Annotated in this window: 14 protein-coding genes; 13 read left to right on the top strand and 1 reads right to left on the bottom strand. The window is 40.5% G+C overall.

All coding sequences use genetic code 11. The annotated features are described in order from the left end of the window. The first annotated feature begins 161 nt into the window (after positions 1–161). From L2735_RS07495 to dinB, 12 genes are all read left to right on the top strand, one after another. Positions 162–2,237 carry a TonB-dependent receptor gene (locus L2735_RS07495; RefSeq protein WP_248984106.1) on the top strand — a complete coding sequence of 692 codons (2,076 nt, stop codon included), beginning with the start codon at positions 162–164 and terminating at the stop codon, positions 2,235–2,237. 430 nt (positions 2,238–2,667) lie between these two features. Next, positions 2,668–4,002: a Na(+)-translocating NADH-quinone reductase subunit A gene (locus L2735_RS07490; protein ID WP_248984105.1), complete on the top strand. Its 1,335-nt coding sequence runs from the start codon at positions 2,668–2,670 to the stop codon at positions 4,000–4,002. Next, positions 4,002–5,204, top strand: a complete 1,203-nt coding sequence (locus L2735_RS07485; protein ID WP_220751768.1) for an NADH:ubiquinone reductase (Na(+)-transporting) subunit B — start codon at positions 4,002–4,004, stop codon at positions 5,202–5,204. The genes L2735_RS07490 and L2735_RS07485 overlap by 1 nt, the downstream gene beginning before the upstream one ends. Beyond that, positions 5,194–5,988: a Na(+)-translocating NADH-quinone reductase subunit C gene (locus L2735_RS07480; protein WP_248984104.1), complete on the top strand. Its 795-nt coding sequence runs from the start codon at positions 5,194–5,196 to the stop codon at positions 5,986–5,988. Before L2735_RS07485 ends, L2735_RS07480 begins: the two co-directional genes overlap by 11 nt. Continuing rightward, positions 5,988–6,620: an NADH:ubiquinone reductase (Na(+)-transporting) subunit D gene (locus L2735_RS07475; RefSeq protein WP_055023682.1), complete on the top strand. Its 633-nt coding sequence runs from the start codon at positions 5,988–5,990 to the stop codon at positions 6,618–6,620. The genes L2735_RS07480 and L2735_RS07475 overlap by 1 nt, the downstream gene beginning before the upstream one ends. Before the next feature lie 5 nt (positions 6,621–6,625). Continuing rightward, on the top strand, positions 6,626–7,234 hold the full coding sequence (nqrE, locus tag L2735_RS07470; RefSeq protein WP_153916808.1) for an NADH:ubiquinone reductase (Na(+)-transporting) subunit E: 609 nt from the start codon (positions 6,626–6,628) through the stop codon (positions 7,232–7,234). A gap of 46 nt (positions 7,235–7,280) precedes the next feature. Further along, positions 7,281–8,528 (top strand): NADH:ubiquinone reductase (Na(+)-transporting) subunit F, encoded by a 1,248-nt coding sequence (gene nqrF / locus L2735_RS07465; protein ID WP_153916807.1) that lies wholly within the window; start codon positions 7,281–7,283, stop codon positions 8,526–8,528. 134 nt (positions 8,529–8,662) lie between these two features. Next, positions 8,663–9,676, top strand: coding sequence for an FAD:protein FMN transferase (locus L2735_RS07460; RefSeq protein WP_248984103.1), 1,014 nt, complete (start codon positions 8,663–8,665; stop codon positions 9,674–9,676). Between the two features lie 72 nt (positions 9,677–9,748). Beyond that, on the top strand, positions 9,749–9,970 hold the full coding sequence (gene nqrM, locus L2735_RS07455; protein ID WP_076542875.1) for a (Na+)-NQR maturation NqrM: 222 nt from the start codon (positions 9,749–9,751) through the stop codon (positions 9,968–9,970). Between the two features lie 413 nt (positions 9,971–10,383). Continuing rightward, positions 10,384–10,854 carry a bacterioferritin gene (gene bfr / locus L2735_RS07450; protein WP_248984102.1) on the top strand — a complete coding sequence of 157 codons (471 nt, stop codon included), beginning with the start codon at positions 10,384–10,386 and terminating at the stop codon, positions 10,852–10,854. Between the two features lie 12 nt (positions 10,855–10,866). Then, positions 10,867–11,334, top strand: coding sequence for a bacterioferritin (gene bfr / locus L2735_RS07445; RefSeq protein ID WP_248984101.1), 468 nt, complete (start codon positions 10,867–10,869; stop codon positions 11,332–11,334). Between the two features lie 348 nt (positions 11,335–11,682). Continuing rightward, positions 11,683–12,759 carry a DNA polymerase IV gene (gene dinB / locus L2735_RS07440; RefSeq protein ID WP_248984100.1) on the top strand — a complete coding sequence of 359 codons (1,077 nt, stop codon included), beginning with the start codon at positions 11,683–11,685 and terminating at the stop codon, positions 12,757–12,759. 122 nt (positions 12,760–12,881) lie between these two features. Here the strand turns inward: dinB and L2735_RS07435 are convergent, their stop codons facing one another. After that, positions 12,882–14,342 (bottom strand): aminoacyl-histidine dipeptidase, encoded by a 1,461-nt coding sequence (locus L2735_RS07435; protein ID WP_248984099.1) that lies wholly within the window; start codon positions 14,340–14,342, stop codon positions 12,882–12,884. A 313-nt stretch (positions 14,343–14,655) separates the two neighbouring features. Here L2735_RS07435 and L2735_RS07430 point away from each other — a divergent pair, with 313 nt between their 5' ends. After that, entirely contained in the window at positions 14,656–16,194 is a 1,539-nt protein-coding gene (locus L2735_RS07430) for a M17 family metallopeptidase (protein ID WP_248984098.1), read from the top strand. Positions 16,195–16,886 lie beyond the last annotated feature (692 nt).

Raw genomic sequence — 16,886 nt, 5'->3', positions numbered from 1 at the left:
AAGCGGCTTCGGTCGCTTTGTTTTTAAGTGGTTAATTATTTATTAAAATACTGTTCTTATTTGTGTGAAAACGTTATTGTTATCAGTTGATAATAGGATGTTATTCATAACAATAAAGCATCGAATTAAACGATGCTGGTGATGTATTTTGGGAGTTAATCATGTCTAAAAGTCAATTCAGCTTGTCTGTAATTGCTTCTGCTGTGCTTTTTGTTTGTCATTCAGGTTCAAGCTTTGCAGCAACCTCAGTTACAGCCTCAATGGATGAAGCAAACAATACAGTTGTGCTAGCCCAGCCGCAGACGGCTCCACTACATTACCGAGATAGTACCATCCCCTTAGCGTTTTCTGGTATGACTGTTTTACCAAGTAGTCATGGTCAAACCACAGAAGTAGTACATCGCGGCGCAATGAACGGAGTTACTATTACACAAGACCGTGTTAGTTTTTCTCCTTCTCCTTACGCTGCCCCTCATTTGGTGCTGCAACCGAATTTAGCCCTGCAAAGTAAAATTTCGACATTGAGCTTAACGGATGTGACTAAAGGTGGCATGGGATCATTTGGTCATGTTAATTACACCAGTGCGCAAATTGCTTCTGAAGAACTTAGCGGTCGAGCTAATATTGAAGTGAATGAAAATGGCGATGGCCATGTTGGTGCTATAGCCAGTGGTTTGAATAAAGAATACGGCATGATGTTAGCGGTGGATTATCAAAATACCGCAGAAGAAGCTGGGTTTGTTAGTGGCTTTGATAACGAGCAAACTCAAACAGACATCATGTTTAAGATTAATGCTGACAGTTTAGTCGGGGCCCGCAACCCTCAACAAACCGAGTTTATGTATCAGTATACTAACGCTGACAGTGGATATTCTAACGTTGGTTTAACAGCGCAAGATTGGGCAGCAAGCCCTGGCACACGATACTCAGCAACTCAAAATGACAAGCAAGAAGGTAAACGTCATAAGTATCAAGTGAGTCATGTGGTCGATTTGACTGGTGGCACGCAAATGGTGTCTGACTTTTACTATCAATCTTACGATGAGAAAAAAGCCCAGCTTAATGCTTTAGATGGCAGCTTTATTGGTCTTAGTGAGTTACAAGCCATTGCAGATTTTGATGCAAACCCCGTTGGAACCAGTAACCTTTCTTCAATGTTAGAAGACAATCATTACGCTGGTTATGGATTACAAACGGAAGGTACGAGCCATTACGGAGAGCATCAAGTGACTTACGGTGCACTTTTTCATTCGGATAAAGCTGAAATGAAGTTTGGTCAGCAAGATTGGTTATGGAGTGAGGATAGAAGCCTGTCTAGCATTAATGTAGATAAAGCAGTGCTTGCGTATGTTGATGACGTCAACGTATTCACGACCACTGCGGATGCAAAGTTAAATTATGGCGCTTTGTCATTTAACTTAGGGCTTGCCTTTGAAAACGTCAGCACTACTCGTGAAGTGAGTACTGAAGCTTACGGAATTGAAGCCGCAGATTTTTCCGATGATGGTTGGATCCCATCACTTGAAATTGCTTATACCACAGGATCTTGGAAAGCGGCATTAGCAGCTAAGCAAGCTTGGAGTGCCGCAGCTGCGGGTAATGCCACAAGACAAGCTCAAGAGTCGATGCATTATCAGTTAGGCTTAACTTACCAAACGGATAAGCTAAACCTTGGCGTGAACGTTTATATGCAAGATTTTGATAATCAGCATATCAGCTGTATGTGGAGCATGGCGTGTGATTATTCACAGCGCTACGTTCAAGAAAACATAGAAGACGTGACAGTGAATGGCGTTGATTTTTCAGCGGACTACCAGTTTACCTTTGATAGCTTTGCCATTCCGATTTCTGTTCAATATCAATATAGCCAAGCAGAGTTTGGTGAGTCAGGGATTAATGACTTAATTGGACTTTATGTGGAAGGCGAACAGTTACCTTGGGTGCCTGAACAGCAACTAGCGTTAAGTAGTGGTGTGATCTTTGGTTCATTTAGTTTTATGGCGCAAGGCTTATATCAATCTGAACTAGGTTATGCGACCGCTTTTAATGGTGGTGAGCAAATTGATGGCCAATGGAAAGTCGATATTGCAGCTAATTATCATCTTTCGGAAGTTCATGAAATTTATGTTCGCGTTGAAAATGTATTAGATGAAGATTTAGTGAGCCAGCAATCGACGTTAGGGATCAGTTCTCAAGGTGAAATGTTGAGCTACATTGGCTATCAGGGCCGTTTTTAAAATAATACAATCTCGTCAACTTTACCTACCTTACTGTTTTAAAAGTGCTTTAGCATAGGCTGTTTTAGCCTATGCTAATTGCTACATTTGTTAACAAAATGATAAACCACTTCTTGTATTATTTCTTTTAAAATTAATGCTATAGTGCTCATGTTACTGAGTTATTGCATCGTTTCGCTTAATATCAGTCTTTTCCACACCCTAAATAGGTGCAATTGTTTAAAAGTGAACAATCATAAATTTCAATCACCTATTATTTTCGTGGCGATAGCGCACATTTTGGGGTAAAATGCGCGCGACCAGCGTGATTGCGATCGCATTTCCGTGATAAATCTGCGCTAGCTCAACACTGAAGTGTTTGTTAACACTTTGTTTTTTTTGGGTAGGAACGCGGCGCATTGTCTTTCCTTCAAACGTAGTGCTTGTGGATATGATTACAATAAAGAAAGGATTGGAACTACCTCTAGCAGGTGGCCCAGAGCAAGTTATCCATAATGGCCCAGCCATTAAGAATGTCGCCACTTTGGGTGAAGAGTATATTGGCTTACGTCCAACGATGAAAATCAAGGTTGGCGAAAAAGTTAAGAAAGGCCAGGTTATTTTTGAAGATAAAAAAAACCTAGGCGTAAAATATACTGCTTTAGCTAGTGGGACTGTATTAGAAATTAACCGGGGTGCGAAACGTGTACTTCAGTCAGTTGTAATTGAAGTGGAAGGTGACGACAAAGTCAGCTTTACTCAATACAGTGCTGACGCTTTAAACACGTTAGATGCAGCTGTTGTCAAAGAGAACTTGATTGAATCAGGTCTATGGACAGCTTTGCGTACTCGCCCTTTCAGTAAAGTACCTGCAGTCGACTCTGTCGCCGCTGGTATTTTCGTCACCGCAATAGATACCCAACCACTAGCTGCAGATCCTGCAATTGTGATTGCTGAGCATAAAGAAGATTTCGCAAATGGTTTAACCCTGCTTGCAAAATTAACTGAAGGCAAAGTATTCCTTGCAAAGGCACCTGGTGCAGACATTCCTTCTGGGAATGCTCAAGTTGAAGAGTTCGCTGGTATACATCCAGCTGGCTTAGTGGGTACTCATATTCATCACTTACTTCCTGCATCTGCAACACGCACTGTGTGGCATGTTGGCTATCAAGATGTGATTGCAATCGGTCAGCTATTTACTCAAGGCGAACTTAACACTCAACGTGTTATCGCTATTGGTGGCCCAGAAGCTAAGAACCCACGTTTAATTCGTACGGTTCTAGGTGCAAGCACTACTGAACTTACTGCTGGTGAAGTTGAAGGTAATACAGTTCGTGTTATCTCAGGTTCGGTTTTAAGTGGTCGTCAAGCAGCAGGTCCTCACGCTTTCCTTGGTCGTTATCATCAACAAATTAGTTTGTTGCTTGAAGGGACTGAAAAAGAATTATTCGGTTGGGCAATGCCTGGCAGCGATAAGTTCTCTATCACTCGTGCTTTCTTAGGTCACTTAAACCGTACAGGTCTGTTCAACATGACTACAAGTACTGGTGGTTCTGACCGTGCAATGGTACCGATTGGTAACTATGAACGTGTTGTTCCGTTAGACATCTTACCGACAATGTTACTTCGTGATTTAGTTTCTGGTGATTACGATGGTGCAGCAGCACTGGGTGCATTAGAACTAGACGAAGAAGACTTGGCATTATGTACCTTCGTATGTCCAGGCAAGTATGACTACGGTACATACCTGCGTGATTGTTTAGATACGATCGAGAGGGAAGGCTAATGAGCTTGAAAGATTTTATCGAGCGTATTGAACCGCAATTTGAAAAAGGCGGTAAGTACGAAAAGTGGTATGCCCTTTATGAAGCGGCTGCGACTGTTTTTTACACTCCAGGTAAAGTAAACAAAGGTAGCACTCACGTGCGTGATAACCTTGACCTTAAGCGTATGATGATTACGGTTTGGGCGTGTACTTTCCCTGCGATGTTCTTTGGTATGTACAACGTTGGCTTACAAGCTCAAGATGCGCTTATTGCTGGTTTTGCTACTCCTGATGTATGGCAAGTCAGCCTATTTAGCTTATTCGGTACTGAGCTAACAGCAGACTCTGGCATAGCGGCCTTGATGTGGTACGGCGCCTGTTGGTTCTTACCTATCTATGCTGTGACCTTTGCAGTTGGTGGTTTCTGGGAAGTATTATTCGCTTCTGTACGTGGCCATGAAGTTAACGAAGGTTTCTTCGTTACCTCAATTCTGTTTGCATTAACGCTGCCAGCAACAATTCCATTATGGATGGTTGCACTCGGTATTACCTTCGGTGTCGTTGTTGCTAAAGAAGTGTTTGGTGGTACAGGTCGTAACTTCCTAAACCCTGCACTAGCCGGTCGTGCTTTCCTATTCTTTGCTTACCCACTAAACATGTCTGGTGACACGTCTTGGGTTGTGGCTGACGGTTACTCTGGTGCAACTGCACTGAGCCAAGCTGCACAGGGCACACTAGAATACGGTATCACTCAAGATTGGTGGGATGCATTCTTTGGCTTCATTCCAGGTTCTGTCGGTGAAGTGTCTACGTTCGCTATCCTATTAGGCGGCGCGGTTATCGTTTATACCCGTATTGCTTCTTGGCGCATTATTGCTGGTGTTTTACTGGGTATGATTGCAGTTTCAACTCTGCTTAATCTTATCGGTAGTGATACTAATGCAATGTTTGCTACGCCTTGGTATTGGCATCTAGTTTTAGGTGGCTTTGCATTCGGTATGATGTTTATGGCGACTGACCCAGTTTCTGCGTCATTCACTAATAATGCGAAATGGGCTTACGGTCTTCTGATTGGTGCCATGGCAGTGTTTATTCGTGTTATTAACCCAGCATTCCCAGAAGGCATGATGTTAGCAATTCTATTCGCTAACTTATTCGCACCTTTATTTGACCATTTTGTGGTTCAAGCAAATGTTAAGCGGAGGATTTCACGTGGCCAGTAATAAAGAATCAATCGGCAAAACATTATTTGTTGTTGTTGGTCTTTGCTTTGTTTGCTCAATGTTTGTTTCGACAGCAGCAGTGTTATTAAAGCCGACTCAACAGCAAAATAAATTGCTAGATAAGCAAAAGTACATTCTTGAAGCAGCAGGCTTAGTGGATACTAAAGCCGGCAAAGTAGAGAAAGAAGTTATCATTGAAACATACAATAAGTATGTTGAAGCTCGCCTAGTCGATTTAAAGACCGGTGACTTCGTTGATGGCGATGCTGATACTTTTGATGTTGAAAAAGCAGCGCGTACTCCAGCGACATCTTTCAAGCCTGAAAATGATATTGCATCAGTTAAGCGTGTGGCAAACAAAGGTGTTATTTACCTGGTTAAAGATGACAACAGTGAACTACAAACTGTCATTATTCCTGTTAAAGGATACGGTTTATGGTCAACCATGTTTGCATTCTTAGCTGTTGAACCTGATATGAATACTATTCGTAGCTTAGTGTATTACGACTTCACTGGTTCTGGTGAAACACCAGGTCTAGGTGGTGAAGTTCAAAATCCACAATGGGTTGCTAAGTGGCAAGGTAAGAAACTTTATGACGACAATGGCGAGTTAGCTATTCAGGTCACTAAGATCCCAACTATTGCTTCTTCAGTTCATGGTGTTGATGCTTTATCTGGCGCAACACTGACAAGTAATGGTGTTCAGCATTCACTGACGTTCTGGTTAGGTGAAGAAGGTTTTGCACGCTTTATCGAAAAAGCACGCAATGGAGGACTGAGCTAATGGCTGATGCTAAAGAACTTAAACAGGTTTTAACTGGACCTATCATTAACAACAACCCAATTGCTCTGCAAATTCTGGGTGTATGTAGTGCGCTAGCTGTGACCGCTAAAATGGAAACAGCCATCGTAATGACATTAGCATTGACTGCGGTTACGGCATTTTCGAACTTATTTATTTCGATTTTACGTAATCACATTCCAAGTAGTGTTCGTATTATTGTGCAAATGACCATCATTGCTTCATTAGTAATTGTGGTAGACCAAGTATTGCAAGCTTACGCCTATGACGTAGCGAAGCAATTATCAGTATTTGTTGGTTTGATTATTACTAACTGTATTGTAATGGGTCGTGCAGAAGCCTATGCGATGAAAACACCTCCTTTAATGAGCTTTATGGACGGTATAGGTAACGGCTTAGGCTACGGTGCAATCCTACTATCAGTTGGCTTCTTCCGTGAGCTATTTGGTAACGGTTCATTATTTGGCGTTGAAATCCTAAGCAAAGTCTCTGACGGTGGTTGGTACCAGCCAAATGGTTTGTTACTTCTTCCTCCAAGTGCGTTCTTCTTGATCGGTATGTTGATCTGGATTATCCGTACTTATAAGCCAGAGCAAGTAGAAGCAAAAGGGTAAGCGCAATGGAACATTATATTAGTCTGTTAATTCGTTCGATATTCATTGAGAATATGGCGTTAGCCTTCTTCTTGGGTATGTGTACTTTCTTAGCTGTGTCTAAGAAAGTCACCACAGCGATGGGCCTTGGTGTAGCAGTAATTGTGGTTCTTGCCATTGCTGTACCAGTTAACCAAATCATCTACCAAGGATTATTAGCACCAGGCGCGCTAGCTTGGGCTGGTGTTCCTGATGCAGATTTGAGCTTCTTGAAGTTCATTACCTTCATCGGTGTTATCGCTGCTTTAGTACAAATTTTGGAAATGGCGTTAGATAAGTATTTCCCACCTTTGTATAACGCGTTAGGTATTTTCTTACCATTGATCACCGTAAACTGTGCAATTTTTGGTGCAGTTTCATTCATGGTTGAGCGTGATTACAACCTTGGCGAGAGTTTAGTATTCGGTATTGGCTCTGGTATTGGTTGGGCATTAGCAATTGTATTGTTAGCTGGTCTACGCGAGAAAATGAAGTATTCTGATGTACCAAAAGGCTTACGTGGTTTAGGTATTACCTTCATCACTTCTGGCTTAATGGCGCTAGGTTTCATGTCGTTCTCAGGTGTATCTCTTTAAGAGAGACCTTACGACGTATTAATTTGAACCTTAAAGGATAAAGTTAATGGATATTCTTAACGCTACTCCAATAGATGTTTATCTAGGTGTGAGTATGTTTACTGCCATCGTACTGATTTTAGTTTTAGTGATTTTATTCGCTAAATCTAAGTTAGTCGCTAGCGGTGATATCACTATCTCAATCAATGATGATAGCGATAAAGCAATTAAAACGGGTGCGGGTAATAAACTATTAGGTGCGTTAGCAGATAATGGTATTTTCGTATCAAGTGCCTGTGGTGGCGGTGGCTCATGTGGTCAGTGTCGAGTTAATATTAAGTCTGGCGGTGGTGATATTCTACCTACCGAACTTGATCATATTAGCAAAGGCGAAGCTCGTCAGGGTTGTCGTTTAGCCTGTCAGGTTAACGTTAAAACTGATATGGACATCGAACTTGATGAAGAAATTTTCGGCATCAAGAAATGGGAATGTGAAGTTATCTCTAACGATAACAAAGCTACGTTCATTAAAGAACTTAAGCTTCAAATCCCTGGTGAAGAGTCTGTACCTTTCCGTGCGGGTGGTTATATTCAAATTGAAGCACCAGCTCATCATGTTAAATATGCAGATTTTGATGTACCTGCAGAATACCGTGGGGACTGGGAGCACTTTGGTTTCTTCAACTTAGAGTCAAAAGTTGATGAAGAAACAATTCGTGCATATTCAATGGCAAACTATCCAGAAGAATTTGGTATCATTATGTTGAACGTGCGTATTGCTACGCCACCGCCACGTAATTTGACCTTGCCTTGTGGTAAAATGTCATCGTACATCTGGAGTCTTAAAGAAGGTGATAAAGTCACCATCTCTGGCCCATTCGGTGAGTTCTTCGCTAAAGAAACTGATGCGGAAATGGTATTTGTTGGTGGTGGTGCAGGTATGGCACCAATGCGCTCACATATCTTTGACCAACTTAAGCGTCTTAACTCTAAGCGTAAGATGAGTTTCTGGTACGGTGCCCGTTCTAAACGTGAAATGTTCTATGTAGAAGATTTTGACGGTTTAGCGTCTACCAATGAAAACTTTGAGTGGCATGTTGCGTTATCTGATCCGCAAGAAGAAGATAACTGGACTGGCTATACTGGTTTCATTCATAACGTATTGTATGAAAACTACCTACGCGACCATGATGCACCAGAAGATTGTGAGTTCTACATGTGTGGACCTCCAATGATGAATGCAGCCGTAATTGGTATGCTTAAAGACTTAGGTGTTGAAGATGAAAACATCTTACTCGATGACTTTGGTGGCTAATGCGTTAATCCAATAAGATTAGCAATTACCCAAAAGGCATTGAACGTCATAAATTGCAGCTCGCTGACACGGAGGTCACTCTAGTCAGTAAGCTGCAATTTTTTATTTTAGATAACACTAATTTGAAGTTTGAGATGATAAAGATTTCTATAAAATCTATTACTGTATCCCTGGTTTTATTATTACTAACGGCTTGTGGAACTGAAGATAAAATAGTGTCACTTGCTGGCAATACTATGGGCACGACTTACCATATCAAGGTAGTTAGAAACGAACGTTTGCCGACGACTCAATTGCTGCAAGCTGAAATTGATATTGCGCTTGAGCTAGTTAACGACCAAATGTCGACTTATAGAGCAAATTCTGAATTATCTAAATTTAACCAACTTGGCATTAATCAAAGTATCACTGTTTCTGAAGATACAATTAAAGTCTTTAAAGAAGGGGTAAGGTTATACGACGTTACAGATGGCGCGCTTGATATTACCTTAGGCCCTCTGATTAACTTATGGGGCTTTGGGCCGGATAAAAGACCTACTGATATCCCAACTAAAGAAACCATCGATAAAGTAAAAGCCAAAGCCAATATCAACGGTTTTACGATTAATGGCTTAAAACTGACAAAAACCAACCCAGATTTATATGTGGATTTATCATCTTTAGCTAAAGGCTATGGTGTTGATAAAATAGCTAATTTGCTCAACAAATACCAAGTTGAGGGATATTTGGTTGAGATTGGCGGTGAAATCAGCGTAAAAGGTGTAAAAGATGACGGTGCTCCGTGGCGTATCGCTGTTGAAAAACCATCAACTGAAGGCGCTGCGATTCAACAAGTTGTTGAACCAGGTAATATGGCGCTGGCTACATCAGGCGATTACCGCATATATTATGAAGAAGATGGTGAGCGTTTCTCACATATCATTGACCCGCGTACTGGCTATCCGATTAAACATAAATTAGCCTCAGTAACTGTATTGCACCCAAGTAGCATGACAGCAGATGCTTATGCGACAGCTATGATGGTGTTAGGTACTGAAGCATCTTTAGCGTTAGCTCACGAACAGAATTTACCTGTGATGCTGATTGAGAAAGATGGTGATGATTATGATGTGTTTTACAGTGAAGCATATGCACCTTATATTCAATAAATACGATATAATTGAAACAGTTTGATCCACTAAGCGATATTTCCAGATTAGAAGTAAACGTTGGAGAACATTATGAGTACCTTTATTGCAGCGTTCGTTGTGTTGTTATTATTTTTTCTATTGATGTCGGTAGGCTATATCGTTAAAAGAAAAGCGGTTGAAGGTAGCTGCGGTGGTTTAGGTGTACTAGGTATTGAAAAAGCCTGCGACTGTGATGACCCATGTGATAAGCGTAAACGCCGTATGGCGGAAGCTGAGCGAGAAGCAAAGCTGAATCAAAACCGTATTATTTAATCACTCGAACTCGTTTGACAGTCAGTGACGTAACATTTTTCTTTAACAAGAGAGTGTCAAATTGAAGTCCAGATAAACAGCCGTTTATCTGGATTTTTTTATGCCAGTAAAAATGTGTATTCGTCATGGTTACAATATTTACAAAACTATTTTTTTACCCTTTGAGTTATCATTTCTGCTAAATTTTGTGATTTTTAGCACGCTTAAATATTTAGCTTTAGCTGTAGAAGCGTGATTCTATTGAAGATACTGAAACAGGCGAATTTTTAAACCTAGTTAATAACCTAAGTTATAATGATAATGATTATCAATAATTAAGCTTATGATTTTAAAGGGTATTTGTGTTTTGTGAGCGTATGTACTATTCTGTTGGAAATTGATCCAGATCAATCTTGCATTTAAAGGACAAAATCATGAAAGGCCATCCAAAAGTAATTAGTCAGTTGAACCGTGTACTGACTTGTGAGTTAACTGCGATTAACCAGTATTTCTTACATGCTCGTATGTTTAAGCATTGGGGTTTAGAAAACCTAAACGAGAAAGAATACAAAAAGTCGATACAAGACATGAAGCATGCCGACAAGTTAATTGAGCGTGTACTGTTTTTGGAAGGCTTACCGAATCTTCAACAATTGGATAAGTTACGTATTGGTGAGCACTGCGAAGAAATGCTTGATTGTGATGAACAAGCGTTGACTGAGCAATTAGTCGTGCTACGCGAAACGATCAAGTTGTGTGAAGCAGAACGTGATTACGTTAGCCGCGATTTATTAGAAGACTTACTTGAAGATGAAGAAGAACACTTAGATTGGATTGAGTCTCAAAAAGAACTGATCGTTCAAACTGGTATTCAAAACTACCTTCAATCACAAATTAAAGATTAATAGGAACTTATCATGAAAGGTAACTCAGAAGTCATCGCAGCGCTTAACTCACTATTAACAGGTGAATTGTCGGCTATGGACCAGTATTTTGTACATGCTCACATGTATGAAGACTGGGGATTTGATGAATTATATACTCGTATTCTTCATGAATCAGATGACGAAAAAGCTCATGCTGCAAAACTTGTGCAACGTATCTTATTCCTTGAAGGCACACCAGATGTTGCAAGCCGTGAAGCTTTAAACATCGGTAAAGATGTAGAAGAAATGCTTAAAAATGACCTTAACTACGAATACGCAGTTGCAGATCATTTACGCGAAGTGATTGCTCTGTGTGAAGCGAAAGAAGATTATCAAACTCGCGAAATCTTAGAAGTATTACTAGACGATACAGAATCAGATCACATGTATTGGTTAGAAAAACAAATTCGCTTGATTGACCGTGTAGGCTTACAAAACTACCTACAAACTAAAATGTAATTTGTTTTACACATTTTAATGCCAAAGCCCAACTGTTTATAACAGCTTGGGCTTTTTTATTTTTGATTGTTTTGCTTTCTCAGCGTTCTGCCTAATTATTAAAGCCAATCAATAAACAATAGCTTAAAAGGCAGTTGCTCATGCTTAAACTAATCTCAGAGATAAGTATTAACACTGGCACTGTTTTTATATACAGTATTTTGTGTACATGGTTTTCTGTTTTAGTTATTATTTAGAAATAACCTCCTAACTTAAACTGCAACAGATGTCAGTGATGCCTTTTGTAATCATGTTGTCTGGACTGAATAACTCACTCACCTTTGAAGCTGATTAACAATGACCTCTAGTATGCGAAAAATTATTCATATCGACATGGATTGTTATTTTGCTGCAGTGGAAATGCGAGATTTTCCAGAACTGCGCGGTAAGCCGCTTGCTGTGGGCGGTCGAAGCGATCGCAGAGGTGTTATTAGTACCTGTAACTATGAAGCACGTGAATTTGGGGTTCGCTCAGCGATGTCGAGCTATCACGCTCTTAAACTTTGCCCCGATCTCACCTTAGTTCCCGGTCGAATGGATGTATATAAATCCGTTTCTGTTCAAATTCGAGAAATTTTTCATCGTTATACGGATTTGGTTGAGCCCTTGTCGTTAGATGAAGCCTACCTTGATGTCACCGATTGTGATGAGTGCAAGGGGAGTGCGACTTTGATTGCAAAGGCTATTCGGCAAGAGATTTTTGAAGTCACAGGTCTAACAGCATCTGCAGGGGTAGCGCCTATCAAATTTTTAGCCAAAATAGCATCAGATTTGAATAAACCTAATGGCCAGTATGTGATCCCGCCTGATGCTATCGCAGATTTTGTAAAGCCTCTGACATTAAATAAAATTCCAGGTGTGGGCAAAGTTACCTCGGCTAAATTGGCAGCATTAGGGTTGAATACGTGCGGTGATGTGCAGCAGTACCCAAATGATAAGTTAATTGGAGCATTTGGTAAGTTTGGCCGCGTGTTAATCGAGCGTTCACAAGGTATTGATAATCGATTGATTAGCCCAAATAGAATTCGTAAATCAGTGGGTGTTGAAACGACACTTGCACAAGACATTTTTACCCTAGAGCAATGTAATACTGTCATGCCACAACTTATTCAAGAGCTGATTGCTAGGGTTCTCCGAAGTGCTAAAGACAGACAGATCCATAAACAAGTGGTGAAGCTAAAGTTTAACGATTTTAAACAAACTACCATAGAGCATCGCAGTGATGAGATAGCCATTAATTTGTTTCAGGAGTTGTTGGCTCAAGCATTAGAGCGAGCCAATGGTCGCGGAATAAGATTGGTGGGTGTATCGGTAGGTTTAGCGGATATCACACAGGAAACTACAGAATCGTCCCAACATAATGAGCAATTAGATTTAAACTTTTAATCCAGATACAAAATAAAAATCAAAACTCAAATTCGAAATAGCAAACATCATTGCCCAACAATAAAAAAGCTGCCAGATGGCAGCTTTTTGTCAGATAAAGACGAGTTTCTAAATTTCAAAAATTAGTCTTTAGCTGGAATACGCTCAAGAACCGCTAACAACAGCTCCCAGTATTGACCAACGGTAGTGATGTTGACCATTTCATCAGGACTGTGTGGGAAGCGAATGGTTGGGCCGATAGAAACCATATCCATTGTTGGGTAAGGCTCTTTAAATAATCCACACTCAAGACCAGCATGGATCACCATGATTGTTGGGTCTTTTTTATAGATATCATTGTAAGTGTCACGAACAATGGCCATAACTGGTGAGTTATTATCTGGTTTCCAGCCTGGGTAAGCACCCGATAAACCAATACTTGCTCCCGAAAGGTTAGCAAGCGCTGTTAGCTGGGTTTCAATCTCAACACGACCTGAGTCGATTAATGAACGAATCAGACATAAGACTTCAACAGATTCATTTTCAGTGTTGATGACACCTACGTTTAATGATGTTTCAGTCACACCTTCGACTTCATCACTCATGCGCATAACGCCATTCGGACATGCATGGAGTAAATCAACTAAGGTATTTTGCGCATCTTCACTCATGACTTTTTCTGGCACATCCACAGTTGCTAATGTGAGCAACATATCTGGATCGGCAATCGATAACTCTGCACGTACAATTGCTTGGAACTCAGCAATAGCTTGTTCAAGTTTGGCTTTGTTGTCACTGGGTAGCATAAAGCTGATGCTAGCTTCACGAGGAATTGCGTTACGCAGTGAGCCACCAGTAAAGTTAACTAGCTCTAGCGCAAGTTCGTCTGCATAGCTAAATAAGAAACGCGCCAGTAGTTTGTTGGCATTGCCACGACCTAAATGAATGTTAACCCCTGAATGGCCGCCTTTAAGGCCAGATAGGGTTAGGCTGAAACTTGCGTTAGTTTGCTCAGGAGCTTGCCACGACATAGGTACGCTTAGCTGTGCATCTACACCGCCAGCACAGCCCATATAAATTTCGCCTTCTTGCTCAGAGTCGGTATTAATTAAAATGTCTGCATCTAACATGCCTGCTTCAAGGCCAAAAGCACCTGTCATTCCTGCTTCTTCATCAATGGTCAACAACACTTCTAATGGACCATGTTTGATGTCATTTGCACCTAACACAGCCAATGCTGACGCCATACCAATGCCATTATCAGCGCCCAGTGTGGTGCCATTAGCTTTTACCCATTCACCATCGATATAGGCTTCAATTGGATCCTTTTCAAAATCATGTTCTTTGTCTGCATTTTTTTGCGGCACCATATCGATATGGGCTTGCAATACCACAACTTTGCGATCTTCCATACCAGGAAAAGCAGGCTTCTTAATGATGAGGTTGCCAACGCTATCTTCTTCAACGCTTAAGCTTTTTGACTTTGCCCACTGCTGGATATGTTCACTTAATGCTTGTTCGAACTTTGAAGGATGAGGAATAGAACAAATCTGTTCAAACCATTGCCATAGCGGCTGAGGATATAATTGATTAATCGCTGTCACGAAGACTCCCTTGTTTATTTTGAAGTGGGAATAGATGGCCACCAGTTTAGCATATCAAGCTAGATAGACCGTGATCTGTGACGATTTGATTGTCTGTTCTGTAGCAAATATATGTAAATAAATATTAACTCCCGATAAGTTTGAATTTTATATACTTTGATGATGCTTAGTGGCTATTATTTATTACTTAATTTTAAATGGTTTAAATGCTAACTCGTTAGTTTCAGAAGTCTTAGTTTTAAGCTAGTTAGTTTCAAACGATAGAATGACAAGTTGTTCATACCTTAATAAAAAATACTAAAAAGGAAGGCTCATGTTTCAAGTGAATTTAGTCGATGTTCAAAATGATGAAGCTATTTTTGAAGGTCATGGTTGGGATGCCGTGATTGTTATTGCCTCAGACTTAGACTCAATCGCCCAAGATGAAATCAAGTTGTTAGCTAATCATGCAAAACAAATCGATCAACGAATTGGTCATAGCGCGACATTATTACTAGCCCCAGGTTTAGCGGGCGGTCGTTTAATTGTGTCACCAGTGGTTAATGCTGAAAACGAATATAGTGATGTTAACGTATTTGCCAAAGCTGCTCGCGAAGGTATCGCTATCGCAAAAGCTGCAGGCGCAGTGAAGCCTTTATTAGTGGTGAGTGATAATAGTGATGTCCGTTATCAGTATGCAAAACAAGTTGCAGCATTAGCGTGTGGCCAAGAGTTATGGCAATCACTTGAATATCGTGAAGCTGAACAAGCTGTACCTTCAATGTTAGCGATTGGATTATTAGTTTCAGAGTCTTGTTCAGATTTACTTAACGCGGTTGAATCTGGAAAAGTTCTTGCCAGAGACTTATGTGGAACAGAACCTGAAAGAATGGCAGCACCAGCATTTGCTGACTACTGTGTTGCAGCATTTGAAGGCAGCGGCTTAACTGTTTCAGTGGTTGAAGAACAAGAAGAGTTGGAACGTGACTACCCCTTACTTTGCGCTGTAGGACGGGCATCTTTTTGTGTTCCACGTCATCAGCCTCGTGTGGTTAAAATTGAGTATGTTGCAGAAGGTGATATTGAACAAACCTTCTTATTCGCAGGCAAAGGCGTGATTTATGATACTGGCGGCGCGGATATAAAAGTGGCTGGCGGTATGGCAGGCATGAGCCGCGATAAAGGCGGCGCAGCAGCGGTTGCTGGACTGATGAAAACCTTATCGATATTAAAGCCTAAAGGTATTCGAGTTATTGCTGAGTTAGGTTTAGTGAGAAACAGCATTGGCAGCGATGCTTTTGTACCTGATGAAATAATTAATAGTCATGCTGGAGTGCGAGTTAGAATTGGAAACACTGATGCAGAAGGGCGCTTAGTGTTAGCCGATTTATTATCGCATCTACGTATTAAAGCTGAATCAGCTGTTAAACCTCAGCTGTTTTCTGTCGCTACATTAACTGGACATGTGGTCCGTTGTTACGGTGGCTATACAGCTGTTGTTGAGAATGCGGTTTCTAAAAATATGGGTATTGGTAGTGGTATTGCTGAAATAGCTGATCTATGGGGTGAGTCTTTTGAGCTGTCTCGTCTGCGTCATGACGATTTTGCCAAGGTAGACAATATTTCTGGCCAAGGTGAGTTACTGTCTTCAAATAACGGTCCTTCTGCTATTACGGCGCGTGGCCATCAATATCCTGCTGCATTCTTGATTAATGCATCTGGCTTAAGTGCACATGGTTCTCAATCAGCAAAACCATTGCCTTTTGCTCATATTGATATCGCAGGCAGTGCTACAGAAGGTCATCCCTTATACGGAAAGCCAACAGCTTCCCCCTTGGTAACTTTATTACAAAATGCAATAAAGTCGATTTAGTAGTTCATATTTTAATCTAGTACTACATATAGTGGCTTTGTTGCGAAAGTAACAAAGCCATTTGTCTTTATATAGTCATGCAAATGTAATTTAGTTACTTTTTGGGCTGTTTTTAATTTATTCTCAAATAATACTTGTAATAAAATTACATTTTGGTATTATTAATCTCGTTGAAGAGCACGGTGCTTTTCAATTCTAGTTAATCCAGGATGGATAAAGTCTCCAAGGAATCGAGTAAGAAAGTTGTCTCAATGGATTGAGTAAATGTAAGTTCCAAGGAACCGAGCCCAGCAAGACTAGGTTTTAAACAACTTTATTTGGAGTATTTACTATGTCTTATACAGGCAATCAATATATTTATTGGCAAAACACTTGGTTAAGCACTAATGCTTTAGCAGGTGGTTTATATGCCATGACATTCAAGGGCTAACCCATCCTTGAATGATAGTTTTACCCGTATCAACCCTTTTTTCTGTCACCTTACGGTGATCTTAGACAAACGTAAGCTAGTTCTCTATTGCTAGTTTATTTTTAAGTTTTATCACTTTATTGTGATTCAGTTTTCCCATCCCCATACCGGAAAACTTTAAAACTTGTCAGCCTACTCATTGAGTAGGCTTTTTTTTGTCTTCAATTTTATATTCTGCTTCAAATCAGCTAATTAAATTGTCTTTTTAGCGAATATGAGTGTT

Origin of the sequence: Shewanella olleyana, from assembly GCF_023283825.1 — a bacterium.
Taxonomy (GTDB): domain Bacteria; phylum Pseudomonadota; class Gammaproteobacteria; order Enterobacterales; family Shewanellaceae; genus Shewanella; species Shewanella olleyana.
This window is presented reverse-complemented; position numbering and strand designations above follow the sequence as displayed.

What these genes read in the sequence shown, in the direction of transcription:
- L2735_RS07495 (WP_248984106.1), top strand. Translation starts at nt 162, where the DNA reads ATGTCTAAAAGTCAATTCAGCTTGTCTGTAATTGCTTCTGCTGTGCTT.
- L2735_RS07490 (WP_248984105.1), top strand. Translation starts at nt 2,668, where the DNA reads ATGATTACAATAAAGAAAGGATTGGAACTACCTCTAGCAGGTGGCCCA.
- L2735_RS07485 (WP_220751768.1), top strand. Translation starts at nt 4,002, where the DNA reads ATGAGCTTGAAAGATTTTATCGAGCGTATTGAACCGCAATTTGAAAAA.
- L2735_RS07475 (WP_055023682.1), top strand. Translation starts at nt 5,988, where the DNA reads ATGGCTGATGCTAAAGAACTTAAACAGGTTTTAACTGGACCTATCATT.
- nqrE (WP_153916808.1), top strand. Translation starts at nt 6,626, where the DNA reads ATGGAACATTATATTAGTCTGTTAATTCGTTCGATATTCATTGAGAAT.
- nqrF (WP_153916807.1), top strand. Translation starts at nt 7,281, where the DNA reads ATGGATATTCTTAACGCTACTCCAATAGATGTTTATCTAGGTGTGAGT.
- L2735_RS07460 (WP_248984103.1), top strand. Translation starts at nt 8,663, where the DNA reads ATGATAAAGATTTCTATAAAATCTATTACTGTATCCCTGGTTTTATTA.
- nqrM (WP_076542875.1), top strand. Translation starts at nt 9,749, where the DNA reads ATGAGTACCTTTATTGCAGCGTTCGTTGTGTTGTTATTATTTTTTCTA.
- bfr (WP_248984102.1), top strand. Translation starts at nt 10,384, where the DNA reads ATGAAAGGCCATCCAAAAGTAATTAGTCAGTTGAACCGTGTACTGACT.
- bfr (WP_248984101.1), top strand. Translation starts at nt 10,867, where the DNA reads ATGAAAGGTAACTCAGAAGTCATCGCAGCGCTTAACTCACTATTAACA.
- dinB (WP_248984100.1), top strand. Translation starts at nt 11,683, where the DNA reads ATGCGAAAAATTATTCATATCGACATGGATTGTTATTTTGCTGCAGTG.
- L2735_RS07430 (WP_248984098.1), top strand. Translation starts at nt 14,656, where the DNA reads ATGTTTCAAGTGAATTTAGTCGATGTTCAAAATGATGAAGCTATTTTT.